The 15,725-nt window shown below is 66.6% G+C and carries 16 protein-coding genes; 10 read left to right on the forward strand and 6 right to left on the reverse strand.

Annotation, left to right across the window (positions count from 1 at the left end):
• Positions 1-104 precede the first annotated feature (104 nt).
• Complete coding sequence (gene ligA / locus L6Q96_07895; GenBank protein ID MCK6554490.1) at positions 105-2,138, forward strand: NAD-dependent DNA ligase LigA; 2,034 nt, start codon at positions 105-107, stop codon at positions 2,136-2,138.
• Between the two features lie 44 nt (positions 2,139-2,182).
• A complete protein-coding gene (locus tag L6Q96_07900) occupies positions 2,183-2,506 on the forward strand; it encodes an acylphosphatase (protein ID MCK6554491.1) in 324 nt (107 codons plus the stop codon).
• 52 nt (positions 2,507-2,558) lie between these two features.
• Here L6Q96_07900 and L6Q96_07905 read toward each other — a convergent pair whose 3' ends face one another.
• From L6Q96_07905 to purM, 5 genes are all read right to left on the reverse strand, one after another.
• Positions 2,559-3,746, reverse strand: coding sequence for a sodium:calcium antiporter (locus tag L6Q96_07905; GenBank protein ID MCK6554492.1), 1,188 nt, complete (start codon positions 3,744-3,746; stop codon positions 2,559-2,561).
• A 50-nt stretch (positions 3,747-3,796) separates the two neighbouring features.
• A complete protein-coding gene (locus L6Q96_07910) occupies positions 3,797-4,267 on the reverse strand; it encodes a M67 family metallopeptidase (protein MCK6554493.1) in 471 nt (156 codons plus the stop codon).
• Positions 4,264-5,220, reverse strand: coding sequence for a ketopantoate reductase family protein (locus tag L6Q96_07915; GenBank protein ID MCK6554494.1), 957 nt, complete (start codon positions 5,218-5,220; stop codon positions 4,264-4,266). Before L6Q96_07915 ends, L6Q96_07910 begins: the two co-directional genes overlap by 4 nt.
• Positions 5,221-5,356: 136 nt before the next feature.
• Positions 5,357-6,940 carry a B12-binding domain-containing radical SAM protein gene (locus L6Q96_07920; protein MCK6554495.1) on the reverse strand — a complete coding sequence of 528 codons (1,584 nt, stop codon included), beginning with the start codon at positions 6,938-6,940 and terminating at the stop codon, positions 5,357-5,359.
• Between the two features lie 190 nt (positions 6,941-7,130).
• Complete coding sequence (purM, locus tag L6Q96_07925; protein ID MCK6554496.1) at positions 7,131-8,168, reverse strand: phosphoribosylformylglycinamidine cyclo-ligase; 1,038 nt, start codon at positions 8,166-8,168, stop codon at positions 7,131-7,133.
• Positions 8,169-8,365: 197 nt separating this feature from the next.
• On the opposite strand from purM, the gene L6Q96_07930 reads away from it, so the two are divergent.
• The 8 genes from L6Q96_07930 (at position 8,366) to L6Q96_07965 (ending at position 15,287) form a co-directional block, all read left to right on the forward strand.
• Positions 8,366-8,899, forward strand: a complete 534-nt coding sequence (locus L6Q96_07930; GenBank protein ID MCK6554497.1) for a hypothetical protein — start codon at positions 8,366-8,368, stop codon at positions 8,897-8,899.
• Positions 8,900-8,953: 54 nt separating this feature from the next.
• On the forward strand, positions 8,954-9,178 hold the full coding sequence (locus tag L6Q96_07935; protein MCK6554498.1) for a hypothetical protein: 225 nt from the start codon (positions 8,954-8,956) through the stop codon (positions 9,176-9,178).
• Positions 9,179-9,268: 90 nt separating this feature from the next.
• On the forward strand, positions 9,269-9,997 hold the full coding sequence (locus tag L6Q96_07940) for a nucleotidyltransferase family protein (GenBank protein MCK6554499.1): 729 nt from the start codon (positions 9,269-9,271) through the stop codon (positions 9,995-9,997).
• A gap of 5 nt (positions 9,998-10,002) precedes the next feature.
• On the forward strand, positions 10,003-11,388 hold the full coding sequence (gene galK, locus L6Q96_07945) for a galactokinase (GenBank protein ID MCK6554500.1): 1,386 nt from the start codon (positions 10,003-10,005) through the stop codon (positions 11,386-11,388).
• Positions 11,389-11,433: 45 nt separating this feature from the next.
• The gene (locus L6Q96_07950; protein MCK6554501.1) at positions 11,434-12,498 is read left to right on the forward strand and encodes a phosphotransferase family protein; all 1,065 of its coding nucleotides are present in this window, start codon (positions 11,434-11,436) and stop codon (positions 12,496-12,498) included.
• Positions 12,499-12,600: 102 nt separating this feature from the next.
• On the forward strand, positions 12,601-13,410 hold the full coding sequence (locus L6Q96_07955; protein ID MCK6554502.1) for a hypothetical protein: 810 nt from the start codon (positions 12,601-12,603) through the stop codon (positions 13,408-13,410).
• Between the two features lie 10 nt (positions 13,411-13,420).
• Positions 13,421-14,659: a site-specific DNA-methyltransferase gene (locus L6Q96_07960; GenBank protein MCK6554503.1), complete on the forward strand. Its 1,239-nt coding sequence runs from the start codon at positions 13,421-13,423 to the stop codon at positions 14,657-14,659.
• Between the two features lie 205 nt (positions 14,660-14,864).
• Positions 14,865-15,287: a DUF6285 domain-containing protein gene (locus L6Q96_07965; protein ID MCK6554504.1), complete on the forward strand. Its 423-nt coding sequence runs from the start codon at positions 14,865-14,867 to the stop codon at positions 15,285-15,287.
• Here L6Q96_07965 and arsN2 read toward each other — a convergent pair.
• Complete coding sequence (gene arsN2 / locus L6Q96_07970) at positions 15,223-15,720, reverse strand: arsenic resistance N-acetyltransferase ArsN2 (protein ID MCK6554505.1); 498 nt, start codon at positions 15,718-15,720, stop codon at positions 15,223-15,225. The genes L6Q96_07965 and arsN2 overlap by 65 nt on opposite strands.
• Positions 15,721-15,725: the final 5 nt, after the last annotated feature.

The following is a 15,725-nucleotide window of genomic DNA, read 5'->3' on the forward strand; positions in this document are numbered from 1 at the left end:
AACCCTTCGATCATTCGAGTAGCCGCAGCGGAAAGTCAAGGTCGATTCGATCGCCGCACCGCGCGGTTTGCCGGCAACTTAGCTTCGACGGTATAAATCCGGTGGTGAGCGCCACACCCTCGGTCGGCAACATCGCGCAGGAGATCGAAGCCCTGCGCGCCCGGATCGACCATCACAACTATCGATACCACGTCCTCGACGCGCCGGAGATCTCCGACGCCGAGTACGATCGGCTCTTTCGACGCCTCCTGGAACTCGAAGCCGCCCATCCCGAGTTCCGCAGTCCGACTTCGCCGACTCAGCGCGTCGGCGCGCCGCCGGCAGAAAAGTTCGCCACCGTGCGGCACACCCTGCCGATGCTGTCGCTCAACAATGCCATGAGCGAAGCCGATCTGCGCGAGTTCGACGCCCGCGTGCAACGCCTGCTGCACACCACCGATCCGGTCGAATACGTCGCCGAGCCCAAACTCGACGGGCTCGCCGTCGAACTCGTCTACGAGAACGGCGACCTGACCGTGGCCTCCACCCGCGGCGACGGTGCCAACGGCGAAGACGTCACCGCAAACGTCAGGACGATCCGCAGCATCCCGTTGCGCCTCGGAAGTGCCCGCAAAACTCCGCCACCGCCGCGGCGCCTCGAGATCCGGGGCGAGGCGATCTACTTCCGCCGCGCCTTCGACGCGCTCAACACCGAACGCGCCGCACGCGGCGAGCCGCCGTTCGCCAATCCGCGCAACGCCGCGGCAGGGTCGCTCCGCCAGCTCGACTCGCGCATCACGGCATCCCGCCCGCTCGACTTCTTCGCCTATGCGCCCGGCCAAATCGACGGCGCCGGCTTCGACACCCACTGGGACTTCCTCGCCGCACTGCGCACCTGGGGGCTCAAGACCAATCCCCTGAACCGGATCTGCGCCGGCGCCGACGCCGTCGTGCGCTACCATGCCGAACTTGCCGGGCGTCGCGCCGAGCTGCCCTACGACATCGACGGCGTCGTCGCCAAGGTCAACTCCCTCCCGGCGCAACGCCAGCTCGGCGAGGTATCCCGCTCGCCGCGCTGGGCTATCGCCTTCAAGTTCGCCGCCCAGCAAGGCACCACCCGCGTCGTCGACATCATCCCTTCCGTCGGCCGCACCGGGGTCATTACGCCCACCGCCGAACTCGAGCCCGTGCAGGTCGCCGGCGTCTCCATCACCTCCGCCTCCCTGCACAACATGGACGAGGTCGAGCGCAAAGACGTGCGCATCGGCGACACCGTCGTCATCGAACGGGCCGGCGACGTCATCCCCTACGTCGTCGAAGTCGTGAAGGACCGCCGCTCCGGCCGGGAGCGCAAGTTCCGCATGCCGGCAACCTGCCCGGTCTGCGAGAGCCCGGTGATTCGCGACGCAGGGGCCGCAGCCCATCGGTGCATCGGCATGGACTGCCCGGCAAAGCTGCGCGAAGGTATACGCCACTTCGCCTCGAAACACGGCCTCAATATCGACGGCCTCGGCGAAAAACTGGTGTCGCAACTCGTCGAACGCGGATTGATCCGCAACGTCGCCGACCTCTACGATCTCACCCGGGCCCAGCTCGTCGACCTCGACCGCATGGCCGAAAAGTCGGCGCAAAACATCCTCGACGCCATTGCCGGCAGCAAACACACCACGTTGGCGCGCTTCCTCAACGGACTCGGCATCCCGCAGGTCGGCGAGCACATGGCCGGCGTGCTCGCCGAGCACTTCGGCAGCATCGCCGCCCTGCAGGAAGCCAGAGAACCCGAGCTTCTCGCCGTCCGCGACGTCGGCCCCGAAACCGCCCGCGAAATCCGCGCCTTCTTCGATCTGCCGGCAAACCGCACGATCATTGCCCGCCTGCTGCGCGCCGGGGTGCAACCGGCCGCAGAACGACGCGCGCGGTCGGGATCGCTGGCCGGCAAGACGTTCGTGCTAACGGGCGCTCTGTCGCGGCCGCGCGATGAGGTCGCACGCGACATCGAAGCCCACGGCGGCCGGGTCGCCTCGAGCGTCAGCAAGAAGACCGACTACGTGGTCGCCGGCGACGAACCCGGCAGCAAACTCGACAAGGCTCGCGCGCTCGGCGTCACGGTGCTCGACGAAGCCGGTTTGCGGAACCTGCTCGAAGGCACGGTTGCGTAGTCGGGAGTCGAGGCCGCAAACCCGGACGTGGTAAGGTCGCCGGCATGACCACAGAGCCACCCCCGCCGGAAACTCCTGCCGGCGAGCCACCGGTGCGACAGCGGGTGCGGCTACGCATCAAGGGACGCGTGCAGGGTGTCGGATTCCGGTACGCCGCCGTCGACGAAGCGATGCGCCTTGGCCTGACGGGCTGGGTGCGCAACACGCCCGACGGAGACGTCGAGCTGGTCGCCGAAGGCCACGCCGAACTCGTCCGCCGGCTCATCGACTGGAGCCACGCCGGCCCCCCGGGCGCGCTCGTTACCGGCGTCGACCAGCAACTCCTTCCCTATGCCGGCGACTTCGATGCCTTCCGCATCCGACGGTGACCGGCGAGCAGGACGGGTCGCGCGCCGCACACCGCGGTCCGGCAACATCGAATCAGTGGCGACCCGGCGCCGCGCCGCGGATGCCGGCGCGCAGGAAACCGGCCAGAAGGTGCCGGTTGCGCACCATCGTGGCGGCGGCCAGCGTCAGATAAGCCAACGCGAATCCGTAGCGCACCGTCGGGTTCGGAAAGAACAACTGCGCCGCAAACAACCCGAACAGCAGTCCCGCCTCGCGCAGCGATAGGCGCAAATTCGAGAGCACGGCCACGGCGAACAAGGACTGCGCCGAGGTCAAGAGGATCTCCTCGACCTGCCGGCTATCGAGGTGCAACGCCCCCGGCGCACCCAGTCCGAGGCTGTACACGAACGGCAACGTGCCGACGAGCAGCGTCCACTGGTTCACCTTCGACGACACCATTGCTCCCATGCCCGCCTGCGCATCCCCCTTGAGCGTCAGGATGCTGGCAATGACGATCTCCGGGGCTTCCGACGCCAGCGGCGCCAGCCATTGCACGAGCAGAAACTCGTCGATCCCCCGGCGCCGCCCGAGCGCAACCAGAGCCTCCGCAAAAGGCTCTGCGGAGGACAGGATAACGACCGCCGAGAACACGAAGAACACCCCAACCGCCACCCGCCGCCGGGCCGGCCCGAGCCCGGCTATCGCCAGCGCCGGCCCGATCAGTTCGGGTTCCTCCGATTCGGACTGCGCAATGCGCCACACGTAGCCCGCGAACAGACCCACGAGGACCAACATGTCGAAGAGCGAAATCGTCCCCTTGAACGGCAGCACGAACGAGTAGACCGTGGCCAACGTCAGGAACACCAGCTCCACCGACCGCTCGGCCGGCAGCACCAGCTCCCGCTTGCGCGTCCGCGACCAGAACAGGAGCACGATCAACGGCCAGGCAATCCCGATGAGCAAACGATTCGCCCCGGTCATGTTCGCCGTCGCATACGACGTGTACTGCGGATTCGCCGCCGCTTTCCACGCGAAGTACAGGTCGACCGCGTACTCGGGCAGCACCGCCACCAGCGCCAGAAAGGCCAACGCCAACCCCTGCGAGATGTCCATCTCGGCCACTTCGGCTGCCCACGTCAGGAGAAACGCCCCACCGAGAATCGCCACGCCGAAAACCCCCGCCTCGATCCCGGGCGAGAGATGCCCGTGAGTCAGACGAAGAAACAACGCCGGCAACGTCGCTACCAACGCCCCCGCAATCAAGGTCCAGTTCCGCGCCATGGGAAAACGCTCGATAGTTTGCCCCGCCTCCACGCGCAACCCGGCCCTGCTCAGGCGGGCCCCACCCCGAGATCGGCTTCGACGTAATCGCCCGCGACCAGGTCCCACGCGAAGGCCTTCACCGCCGCCACGGCACCACCGCGCACCGACAGCACGATCTGCGCCGCCTGCGGATAGTTGGGTTCGCCCCACGGCCCCACCGCCTGCTTGCGATCCTCGGCCGAGAAGTACGCATCGTGCTCGGGGTGCGAGTGATAGATCGCGCGCAAGACGAGTTGCCCGCGTTCGACCCCGTCGATCACGGCGACCTGCTCGCGACCCATCGTGTACGCCGTCGCCGCCGTACGCGGGTATTGATGCGGGTCCCGGGCGTGCAGCTCGTTCTGAATGTTGGTGACGGGCACCACCTCCTCGCCACCGAGGCGCTCAATGACGAAACCGCAGCACTCGTCCGGGTAGGTCGCACGCGCATGCGCGCGCATCGCGTCGAGGCTGCCCGCCGCCAGAGTCACCGTCGTCATGCTCGCTCTCCAGTCCGCACCGTCTCGCATGCGCGCACCAGACGTGTCAGCAGTTCGCTCACCGGTGTGCCGATACCGTGCAACCGGCCGCGCCGCCACACCTCGCCGCTAATCGCGTCCACCTCGGTCCGCCGCCGGCGTTCGAGGTCCTGCAACATCGACGAACGGTGATGGAACGTGGCAGGCAGCAGCCGCGCGTAGAAAGCCTCGCGGTACGCCTCAGCCGATGGCCACGGCAACCTGACCCCCTCGGCGGTCGCGACGGAGAACGCCTCCTCGATGGCCCGGTCCATGATCGCGCGCGTATCGTCGTGCTCGCCGAGGGCCCCATAGTGCACCCCGAGCAGCGCGCCGAGCGGATTCAATGCGGCATTGTACAGAACCTTTCCCCACAGCGCCGCGGCGATATCGTCGGCGAACGCCGCCGGAATCCCCGCCGCATCGATGCGCTGCGCCCACGCCCGCGCCAGCTCGATTCGCCGCGCATCTGCCGGCGGCCAGGCGCCAACCAGCACGGGCTCGGCATAGACGGTGACCCTGACCCGCCCGGCAGCCACGACCTCGGCCCCGAATATAACCCGCGCTGCCAGCACACGTTGCGGTCCGACAATGCCCCCCAGAATCTCCGCGTTGCCGAGCCCGTTCTGCAGCGACAGCACAACCCCGTCCGGCCGCAGCGTGCCGGCAACCGCGGAGGCCACTGCCTCGGTGTCGTACGCCTTGACCGCTACGACAATCGCGTCGAACGCGGTTCTCAGTTGCGCCGCATCATAAGCGAGATCGAACCCGCTGGCGCGGCGGTCGCCCCAGATACCCTCCACGAACAACCCGCCGGCGGCAATGGCATCGAGATGCGCCGCCCGACCCAGCAAGGTCACTTCGTCGCCGGCGCACCGCAGGAAAGCCCCCAAAACGGACCCGAGCGCACCCGCACCGGCAATCAAGATCCGCATGGCGTCGCGCGATAGCGCAGGTCACGAGAGACGGACGCGATCGCATCGGGCACGACCCGGCACCGTTCGCTCCGAGAATCCACCGCACGCCGAACCGAGATCGTCACGCGTCCCGCCCGGCCGCGGGAACCGCCGGTCACCTCGGGTTGCCGCCGTCCGCCGCCAGGGGACCGTCGCCCCGGGGCAGCAGCCGCAGGTCGTCCGGAAGCAGCTTGATCTCCGTAACCAGCTCGTCGATGCGCGCGCACGTTGTCCGCATGTACTCGTACAGGTGTTTGTGGAGCAGTGCGAAGGTGACCGCGTCGCGGAACATGCGCGGCCGGCGCAGTGCGGTCTCCAGCAACAAACGAAACGTCATCCACGCCCGCCGCGGCGAGGTGCGCACCATGCACGTCCACAGCACATGCCGGAAGATGCGCAAGTCGCTGCCGCCCGCCAGCAATCTGGCCTGAATCTGCGAGCCCTTGTTGAGAATGAACTGCATCGTCCGACGGCGGTAGTTGCGGTAACTGTAGAGCCGCTGCAGCAGGTTCTTGTAGCCCTCGTAAAGCTGCAGGCGCGACATGCCTTCCGGCACGATGTTGGTGAACACGAACTGATCGCCGACCGACTCGGCGAGGAGCCGCCCCGCCTCCTTGAGTCGCTGGTACAGCGGCGTCTTCGGCATGGCGTTGAGCATGCCGGTCATCGAAACCGGAATGCGCGCCTCCTGGATGAACCGGAACTGCTCGTCGAAGATGGTTGGGTCGTCGTGGTCGAAACCGACGATCATCCCCGCCATGATCTCCATCCCGGCGGCCTGGATGCGATGAACGGAGTCGAGGATGCTCTCGCGCAGATTCTGTGTCTTGTGGGTTTCCTGCAGGCTGGCGGCACGCGGCGACTCGATACCGACGAAGATCGTCGTGAAATTGGCCCCCCGCATCAGATGCAATAGCTCGTCATCCTGCGCGACGTTCAACGTCACTTCGGTCATCAACTCGATCGGGTACTCGTGCTGCTGTTGCCAGACGGCGAGCGCCCGCAGCAGATCCTTGGCTTCCTTCTTGTTGCCGATGAAGTTGTCGTCGACGACAAAGACGTTGCGGATGCCGAGCCGATGGATCTCGCGCACTTCGGCCATGACCTGTTCGACCGACTTGGTGCGCGGACGCCGGCCGTACATGACGATGATGTCGCAGAACTCGCAGTTGAACGGACACCCGCGGGCGAACTGTATGGTCATCGTCCGGTACCGGTCGGCCTTCAACAGATCGAACCGCGGCAACGGCGAATCGTGCATGTTCGGCTTCTCGCCCTGATGGTATTCCGCGCGCCAGTTCCCCGCCTCGTACTCGCGCAGGAATTGCGGCCACGTGTACTCCGCCTCGTCGACAAAGATCACGTCCACCTTGCCGCGCAGCTCCTCGGGACAGAGCGAAGCGAACGGCCCACCGACGACCACGAACTTGCCGCGACGCCTGAACTCGGCGGCCAATTCGAAAATCCGCTTCTTGTGGATCACGTAACCGGTCAGTCCGACGATCTCGGCATCGACGTCGAAGTCGATCGGCTCGACGTTCTCGTCCATCAGGACGACGTCATGACCCGGTGGCGTGATCCCCGCCACCGTCGGCAGGGACAGATTCGGAAACACGCACTTCTTGCCGAGGCTCGGCAAGATGCGGTCGAAGGTCCAAAAGGACTCGGGGTTCTTCGGAGCAATCAGGCAGATCTTCATCGGCAACTCCCGTCCGGACACACGGCATCCCTGCGGCTCCGTTCTCGAGCCCGCCGGCACCGGCACCATCGTCAACCGTCTGCCTCGGCCATACTGGAATTCGGCGCCCGTTGCTACTGCGGGTCGCCGGGAGTGCCCCCGAGGCTCGGAGAAGCCGAGGTGCCCGGCTGCCTGCTCTCCCCGCCCTTCGTTACGACGCGAACACGACGCGGGCCTTACCACCGCGCCGGGCGCGGACGATTTCGCCGATCACCAGGGCGCGCTCACGGCGCCGCGCGAGACTCGCCAGAATACGGTCGGCAGCACTCGCCGGCGCGACGAGCACGAAGCCGATACCCATGTTGAACGTCCGGAACATCTCGTCGCGGTCGATCTCTCCCAGACGTTGTACGAGTCGGAAGATCCCCGACACCTCCCACGACCCGAGGTCGATCCGCGCCGCGCATCCCGACGGCAGGACCCGCGGGAGGTTGCCGGTGAGGCCGCCACCGGTAATGTGCGCCATGGCCTTCACAACCCCGCGAGGCAACGACCGCACCGTACGCACGTAGATCCGGGTCGGCCGCAGCAACTCCTCGCCCAAAGCCACCCCCAACTCCGGCGGCCGGGCATCGAGGCGGAGTGCGGCGCGGTCGAAACACACCTGCCGGGCAAGGGAGTAGCCGTTACTGTGCAACCCGTTCGACGGCAGTCCGATCACCACGTCACCCGGCCGCACGCCCCGGCCATCGACCAACTCGTCCTGCTCGACGACACCGACCGCAAAGCCCGCCAGATCGTACTCTCCACCCTGGTAGAACGACGGCAGCTCCGCCGTCTCCCCCCCGACGAGGCTGCAACCGGCGAGCTTGCAACCGTGGGCGATCCCCTTCAGGACCGCGGCCGCCACCGCGGGATCGAGCCGGCCGGTGGCATAGTAGTCGAGGAACGCCAGCGGTTCGGCCCCCAGCGTGAGGATGTCGTTGACGTTCATCGCCACAAGATCGATGCCGATGGTGTCATGTCGTCCGACCATGAACGCCACGCGGAGCTTCGTTCCGACACCGTCGGTGGAGGCAACCAGAAGCGGCCGGCGATAACCCCGCGGAATCCGAAAGACGGCGCCAAACCCACCCACTCCGGCAACCACCTCGGGCCGCCGCGTCGCCCGCGCCAACCGCGCCGCCGCCGAAGCAACCCGCTCCCCGGCGGCAATATCGACCCCCGCCCCACGATAAGATCCAGCCATCGCCGCGGCCTTTTCACAGCGATCGAGCAAAATCAACCGACACCGAATGCGCCGCGCCGCCGGCTCCCGCATTCAACCTGCCCGTCCATCACGCACGGGCAACGGCGGGCCGGGGTCCGACCCCGTCGGCCGTCGGACCGGGAACACCGAACCACCCGCCCTTGGCCTCCTGCCCACGTTCCGGTAGTGAAGGGCCCATGACCAGCGGAAAAGGCCTGATCAGAGCACTCAACCGCCGCGGCTCGCGGACAACCAAGAAGCCGACGGTAGCCGCCAAGGGCAGGGCGCTGCCCGACCCTTCGTGTTGCGAAAGCTGCGGGGCGATATTCTCCCGGCAAACCTGGCGCAAGGACCGGCAGGTAACGCAAGCGCTGATGACCAACGTGCACTGGACCGTCTGCCCCGCCTGCCGGCAGGCCGACAGCGGCGAGTATTACGGCCGTGTGGCGCTGCGCGGAGCCTTCGTTGCCGCCAACGAAGAGGCTATCCGCCGGCGCATCGAGAACGTGGCCGACCGCGCTGCGGCCACCCAACCGCAACGGCGCCTGGTCGCCATCGATCGCGACCGCGATGGGCTCGACGTGTTGACGACTTCCCAGAAATTGGCGCACCGGATCGTCAACGAACTGAAGAAGACATTTCGCGGTCGCGCTTCGTACGCATGGTCGGACACCGACGGCAGTCTCTTTGCCACATGGCAGCGCGACGACGTCGGCCGCACCAGCCGCTGAGCAGCGCGGCTCGGCTGCAGACCCCCTCCCTCGTGGCAAGCGTAACGACCGGCAATGGGCACCGTAATCGACATCTCGGGTCGCCGGCGCGCGCGGCCCTCCCGTTCCGAACCGCCGACCGCCGTCAGATGCGCCAAGTGTAACGAATCGCATCCGGTCATCCGCCTGGCGGACGGCAGCTCCCGCTGCGTTACGGCATTCAACGACGGCGAGCGCTGGTTCTGCCGCAATCGCGGCTGCCGTGCGGCGTGGCTCGTCGAACACGGCAAGGATGCCTGACGCGACCCGGACGACCGTCGCCGCCCCGACCGCACCTGCGCGTTCGTCCCGACTTCCCCAGACCACCAAACCCGAGCTACTCTCGCGGTCATGTTCGCCGTTGTGCTGGCGGCCGGCCGCGGCACCCGCATGGGGCCGCTCACGGCCGCGACCCCCAAGCCGCTGCTGCAGCTACAGGGAAGGCCGATCCTCGGTCATATCCTCGACGGTCTCGGCGCCGCCGGAGTTACCGATGCGGTTGTCGTCACCGGTTACCTCGGTGAACAGATCGAAGCGCACTTCGGCGCCCGCACGGCGACGGGGCTCGGCCTCACCTACAGGCGGCAGTCCGTGCCGGAAGGCACGGCGCGGGCGCTCACCCTCGTGCGCGACCTCGTAAGTGCGGAACCGTTCGTGCTCTCCTGGGGCGATGTGCTCGTCGAGCCCCGGACCTATCGGGCCGTGATCGAGCGGTTCCGAATCGCGCCGGTCGACCTTCTCCTCACCGTCAACCCCACCGACGACCCCTGGCGCGGTGCGGCCGTTTACGTCGATGACGACTGGCGCGTAACGCGCCTGATCGAAAAACCTCCGCGCGGCACCTCGACGACGCAGTGGAACAACGCCGGCCTGTTCGTCGTCGGTCCGGCGCTCTTCTCGTACCTCGACCGCCTCGCCCCGTCGCCGCGCGGCGAGTACGAGCTGCCACAGGCCATCGCCGCGATGATAGCCGACGGCCGCGACGTCCGCGCCGTCGCGGTCGACGGTTCTTGGAGTGACCTCGGCACGCCGGAAGACCTCGCGGCGGCGGAACGCACATACGCACCCGCCGCGCCCTGACGCCCATGACCGCACCGCTCGACAGGGCCGGCCACGCAGCTTTGGAACGAACCCGCGGCGCCGAGCTCGCCACCGCCCTGCGGCGCATCTGTCGACGGCGCGTCGTCGCCGTCGTGCGCGCACCGGGGCGCGTCAACCTGCTCGGCGAGCACACCGACTATAACGGCTTGCCCGTGCTGCCGATGGCCATCGACCGCAGCGTCCTCGTCGCCGTGGCGCCCCGCTCCGATACGACCGTCCGGCTTTTCAACACGGCATCGCGCTTCGCCGCTCATCGCTACAAGCTGGCCGAGACCATTTCCCCCGATCCTCCCGGGGACTGGGCCAACTACTCGAAGGCGGCGGCCCAGGGCCTGATGCGGGCGTATGGCGAATGCTTGCGCGTCGGAGCCGACCTGCTCGTCGACGGCACGATTCCGAGCGGGGCCGGCCTGTCGTCGTCCTCGGCTCTGGTAGTTGCCAACGCCCTCGCCCTGCTCGCCGCGAACGGTGCCGAAATCCCGTACGCAGCGCTCGCCGAACTGCTGCCGGTGGCGGAACGCTACGTCGGTACCCTCAGCGGCGGGATGGACCAGGCCACGAGTCTGCTCGCCCAGGCCGACCACGCACTGAGGATCGATTTCTTTCCGCTGCGGGTTCGACCGGTGCCGCTGCCGCCGGGGTATTCCGTGATCGTCTGCCACAGCCTCGTCGAGGCCGAGAAGTCGGGAGCGGCGCGCGACGCCTACAATCTGCGCGTCATCGAAGGACGCCTCGCGTGTCAGGTGCTCAACCGATCTCTCGGAGCGAGCGCACCGCATGGACTTCAAACCCTCGGAAACCTCGCCACCCTGCGCCCCCGCCGCCCGCTGATCGAGTGGCTCGCGAACCTGACCGCGGTCATCCCGGACCGGCCGCTGTCGCTTGCCGAGATCGCCGCGGCGGTCGGCACGACCCCCGAACGCCTGCGCACCGCGTGCGAGGTCCCGCTTGCGATCGGCGACACCTTCGCACTGGTGCGCCGTACCCGCCACGTTTTGTCGGAAGCCGATCGTGTCGAACTGGCCGAAGAGTCCCTGGCACGCGGCGATGCGGTGAATTTCGGACGCCTGATGGACGCCTCGCATACGAGTTGCCGTGACGACTACGAAATAAGTTGCCCGGCCCTAGAGGATCTCGTCGGACTGGCGCGCGACGCCGGCGCTCTAGGCGCACGCCTGACCGGGGCCGGGTTCGGGGGTTGCACCGTCAACCTCGTGCGCGACGCCGACGTGCCGGCGTTTCTCACCCGTATCGACCGCGCGTTCTATGCCCCACGGCTGCCTCCGGGCGAATCGGTCGGCAACTACCGGTTCATCTTCCGCCCGCGGCAAGGCGCGGAGGTGTGGCGGGGGAAAGGCCGCCCGGGTTAGCAGGCGCCCGAAAAGGACCCGGCCCCCCCGGGGACGCATCGCCCCTTGAACCACGGACCTCTGGCTCGCTACGTCACGGCTCAGACCCGCATGAACACCGCCGACATCCAGGACCGACTCGCCGACTTCATCGCCGCACAACTCGGGATCGCCGCCGTCGCGATCACGGATCTCCACCGCCTTGCCGGCGGGGCGTCGCGCGAGATCTGGTCACTCGAGCTTGCGTACCGAGACGGCGACGAGACGATCTCCAGGCGTCTTGTCTTGCGGCGCGATCCGCACGCCGCCGGCGCCGGCACGGCCGGCGGGCAGGAGTTCCGGCTTCTGCGCGCCGCGTACGCCAGCGGCGTACCGGTGCCGCGCGTTTACTGGTACAGCGACGATCCGGACGTCCTCGAGGCACCGTTTTTTCTGATGGACCGGATCGACGGCGAGACGATCCCGCGCAAGCTGCTGCGCGACCCCGCCCTCGCGGCAGCCCGCGCCGGCATGGCAGCGCAATTCGGTCGCATTCTTGCCGCGATCCACGGCATAGACCGGGTCGCCCACGGCCTGGATTTCCTGACTGCGCCGAGCGACGGCCAGTCGCCGGCACAAAACGAGCTCGATCGCTTCGAACAGATCTATCGCGGCATCACCCTCGATCCCCATCCCGCCTTCGAGCTGGCCTTTCGCTGGTTGCGTTCGCACATGCCCGGGGGTGCGGAGTGCGTCGTCGTCCACGGCGACTACCGTATGGGCAACGTCATCTGCGGTCCGGAAGGTATTCGTGCGGTGCTTGACTGGGAGTTGGCGCACGTAGGCGATCCGATGGAGGATCTCGGCTGGCTGTGCGTCCGTTCGTGGCGCTTCGGCAACGACGATCGGCCGGTTGGCGGGGTCGGCGCACGCGATGAACTGTTCGACGCCTACGCCGGGTCGAGCGGCCGAGCGGTGGACCCGGAGCGGGTGCGCTACTGGGAGATTCTCGGCAACCTCAAGTGGGGCATAATCACCATTATCCAGGCGCGAACTTATCTCGACGGCCATCATCGGAGCGTCGAACACGCCAGCATCGGTCGCCGCACGGCGGAGACGGAGATGGAGTTGTTGGAGCTAATCGGAAGCTGAACGAAGGAGGAGTGCGCCTGGAACAGGCCGTTGGACGGCACGAGGACGGGCAGCCGAGGATGGGACACACAAATCCTGACACTGACAATGGTTGGAGCGAGAATGGCCAAGGCATCTGATGCCGAGTACCTGGAAATCATCACTGGCGCTATCAGCGTCTGTGCCGACTACCGGCCGCGCTTCGGGCACGGGCGCAAGGCCGGTTTCACCGTGGGGGAATTCCAGAAGCTCTATCGAGCGGACCCCTTCTACTCTTGGTTCGGCCTCGACAATCCACTCATGTATGCGGCTCACAGGACAGCCGGCGGAATGACGTCCGTCTACCGGCAGATCGGCATCGGGTGTCAGTGGGTCTTCAATCGGGTCCTTCGGGATTCGCTGAACATCGACGAGGAAGCCGCCAACTGGTCGTATAGCGTCCCGGAATCGAGTGGTGGCCGAGAACGAACGCTCTCCTTGGATGCGAGGATTCCAACGACGGCGCTACCGCCCGGTCCGCGAGGGGATGCCGTGCGTTCGTGGCTCGCGGAGTCCGCGCGACATCTCGAACTTACCAGGAAGGCAGCGCGAGGCCTTCAGGGCGCAGTATTCGAGGTGCGCCAAGGATACAAGAGCAAAGACTCGAAGCGTCAGAATGCTGACGTTGCCAACGCAGCAAACGCCTATGCGCACCAATACCTGCCGGTCGTCGCACTTCTCTCCACCCAGATGGATTCTGACGTTGCGGAGCGCTATCGCCGCGCCCGCTGGCTTCTTCTCGTCGGGAATACGTCAGGCTCTGCGTTTGACAGCACATACGTTTTTCTACGGGAGGTAGTAGGCTACGATCTTGCAGGATTCTTCCGACGCAATGCTGCCTCACTTCGCGCAACTGTCGATGCGGTCCTGCGGAGCCTGCTCAGTGAAAAGTGAACGGACTCGAATGAACTTCTTGCGAACTGAACCAGACGGCCATCTCCGCCGCAGGGACCACCTCACCTTCAAGGGGAACCGGTCCCAGGGTCGGCACGGTTGGCTTCGTCTTACGCCAGCCTACTCACTTCATCTGGTTCAAGGTCTCGTCGCTGGGCTATCCCCCGAAGACGTCGTCCTCGACCCGTTTTGCGGGACTGGGACTACCGCGCTAGCCTGCTCGGGGCAGGGCATCGCCTGTGACACGGTCGACTTGAACCCTTTCCTCGTTTGGCTGGCATCTGCGAAGTGTGCATCTTACGACGAGGCAGAGATACGGCATGCCAATATGGTGGCTCAGCAAGCCGTATCGCAGGGAGTGAACGGGAAGCACGCCTGGGTTCCCCCGATCCAGGACATTCATAAGTGGTGGTCCGATTCGACGCTCCACGCGCTGTCAGGGCTGTTCGCCCGGATATCCGAGGAGCCAGCCTCCCGGGCGCGCGATCTCCTCCGCATCGCTTTCTGCCGTACCGTGATCGAGACGGCCGCGGTCAGCTTCCGGCACCAGTCGATGTCGTTTCGGCGGGCCGACACACAGCCCACGTTGTTCGACGAACCGGCTTCTCAAATCGTCGCGGGTCACTTCGAGCGCGCCCTTGCTGGTGTTCTCGATACCGCAGCCGAGACGCCGACGGGGATCGTCGGTGTCTATCTCGGAGATTCACGGAACCTCGATCGGCTCCTCCCACCAGAACGGTATTCGGCGGTCATCACTTCGCCACCGTATCCCAACCGGATGAGCTACATCCGCGAGTTGCGACCCTACATGTATTGGCTCGGCTACCTCACTGATGGTCGTCAGGCCGGGGAGCTGGACTGGAAGGCGATCGGCGGAACGTGGGGATGTGCAACGAGTCTCGTCGCGAAGTGGGAACCAAGTACGAGGATTACCGTTTCCTGGGGGCCGTTCGACGCCTGTATCAAGGGGATCAAAGGACATAGCGATCTTCTTGGTCGCTATGTCCACAAGTACTTCGAAGATGCTGTCCTCCATGTGGAAAGTCTCGTAAGGGTTCTCGCCCGCGGGGCGCGGGTTCATTACGTCGTCGGCAACTCGAAGTTCTACGACGTGCTGCTTCCCACGGAAGAGATCTACGCCGCGATATTCCGGGCCGCTGGCCTGGGAAATGTGGCGGTCGAGCGGTTCAGAAAGCGGACCTCGAAGAAGGAGCTGTTCGAGTTTGTCGTTCATGGTACGAAACCATAGATGGCCTACCGGTGCGCCGTCTAACGCATAGCGGTTTGGAGTGGACGGCCCGCCGCTGAACCGGCGCGCTGGCGGTCGGGCGGTTGCCGGTTCGGTGAGTCGCGTTGGATTTCACGACGACCCGACGACCCGACGGCCCAGTCCGTAACGACTCACCGACTGACAGCCTGGTAAGTAACAGCCTGCACCCCGCCGAATCGCGCCCATGCAAGACCGACCCACGTACATGGAGCTGTTGAACGCCGTCCAACAGTTCATCGAAAACGACGTCGTCCCGGCACTGGAGGGACCGAAGAAGTATCATGCCCGCGTTGCCGCCAACGTCCTCGCCATCGTCAGCCGTGAACTCGCGACCGAGGAAACGCACCTGCGCAGCGAATGGGAACGCCTGGGCACTCTGCTCGACGACGACGCTCCGCCGCCGGTGGGGCGCGAGGCGCTGCGCACCCGGCTGCGCCGGCGCAACCTGGCGCTCTGCGAACGCATTCGCCGCGGCGACGCCGACGCCGGACCGTGGCGCGCGGCGGTCTGGGAGCACGTACGGCAGACCGTGGTAGAAAAGCTCACGGTGGCGGACCCGAGACCTCCCTCCACATCACCGGCGTCGTCTCCGGGCACGCCTGGGTGAATTCCTCCGACGCGAGCACTGCCGGATCGACGCGGCGGCGCTCGATGCGCTCGAAACCCAGACGATTGAAGAACCCTTCGGCGGTATCGGTGAGCAAGTATACCCGGGTCACCCCGGCGGCCTGCGCCGCGGCCAGCGCCGCGCCCGCCAGCGCCTGACCGAGCCCGCGTCGACGCCAGGCGGACACCACCGCCAGCGACCGCAACAACGCGGCGCGCCCGTACACCTCCAGCGCCACACAACCGACCACCTCGCCATCGACACGTGCCACGAGCGCCCGCGCGAAGTGCGCGGCGAGGCCGGCCTGTGGCAGATCGCACCGCGCCAGCAGCTCCAGGACCGCAGCGAGGTCCGCCGGCCGCGCCGACTCGATTACCGGCGGTCGTCGAGCCTCTCGGCCTCGCCGGCCCGCCCGGAAAGAGCTGTCGTACATGGCGG

Source organism: Candidatus Binatia bacterium, assembly GCA_023150935.1.
In the GTDB taxonomy this organism is placed as follows: Bacteria; Desulfobacterota; Binatia; order HRBIN30; family HRBIN30; genus JAKLJW01.

Bases quoted from the DNA above. Each gene is read 5' to 3' on its own strand.
- L6Q96_07930 (MCK6554497.1), top strand. From the start codon at position 8,366: ATGACCAGCGGAAAAGGCCTGATCAGAGCACTCAACCGCCGCGGCTCG.
- L6Q96_07915 (MCK6554494.1), bottom strand. From the start codon at position 5,220: ATGCGGATCTTGATTGCCGGTGCGGGTGCGCTCGGGTCCGTTTTGGGG.
- L6Q96_07955 (MCK6554502.1), top strand. From the start codon at position 12,601: ATGGCCAAGGCATCTGATGCCGAGTACCTGGAAATCATCACTGGCGCT.
- L6Q96_07900 (MCK6554491.1), top strand. From the start codon at position 2,183: ATGACCACAGAGCCACCCCCGCCGGAAACTCCTGCCGGCGAGCCACCG.
- L6Q96_07920 (MCK6554495.1), bottom strand. From the start codon at position 6,940: ATGAAGATCTGCCTGATTGCTCCGAAGAACCCCGAGTCCTTTTGGACC.
- L6Q96_07960 (MCK6554503.1), top strand. From the start codon at position 13,421: ATGAACTTCTTGCGAACTGAACCAGACGGCCATCTCCGCCGCAGGGAC.
- L6Q96_07910 (MCK6554493.1), bottom strand. From the start codon at position 4,267: ATGACGACGGTGACTCTGGCGGCGGGCAGCCTCGACGCGATGCGCGCG.
- L6Q96_07905 (MCK6554492.1), bottom strand. From the start codon at position 3,746: ATGGCGCGGAACTGGACCTTGATTGCGGGGGCGTTGGTAGCGACGTTG.
- arsN2 (MCK6554505.1), bottom strand. From the start codon at position 15,720: ATGTACGACAGCTCTTTCCGGGCGGGCCGGCGAGGCCGAGAGGCTCGA.
- L6Q96_07935 (MCK6554498.1), top strand. From the start codon at position 8,954: ATGGGCACCGTAATCGACATCTCGGGTCGCCGGCGCGCGCGGCCCTCC.
- L6Q96_07940 (MCK6554499.1), top strand. From the start codon at position 9,269: ATGTTCGCCGTTGTGCTGGCGGCCGGCCGCGGCACCCGCATGGGGCCG.
- L6Q96_07965 (MCK6554504.1), top strand. From the start codon at position 14,865: ATGCAAGACCGACCCACGTACATGGAGCTGTTGAACGCCGTCCAACAG.
- galK (MCK6554500.1), top strand. From the start codon at position 10,003: ATGACCGCACCGCTCGACAGGGCCGGCCACGCAGCTTTGGAACGAACC.
- purM (MCK6554496.1), bottom strand. From the start codon at position 8,168: ATGGCTGGATCTTATCGTGGGGCGGGGGTCGATATTGCCGCCGGGGAG.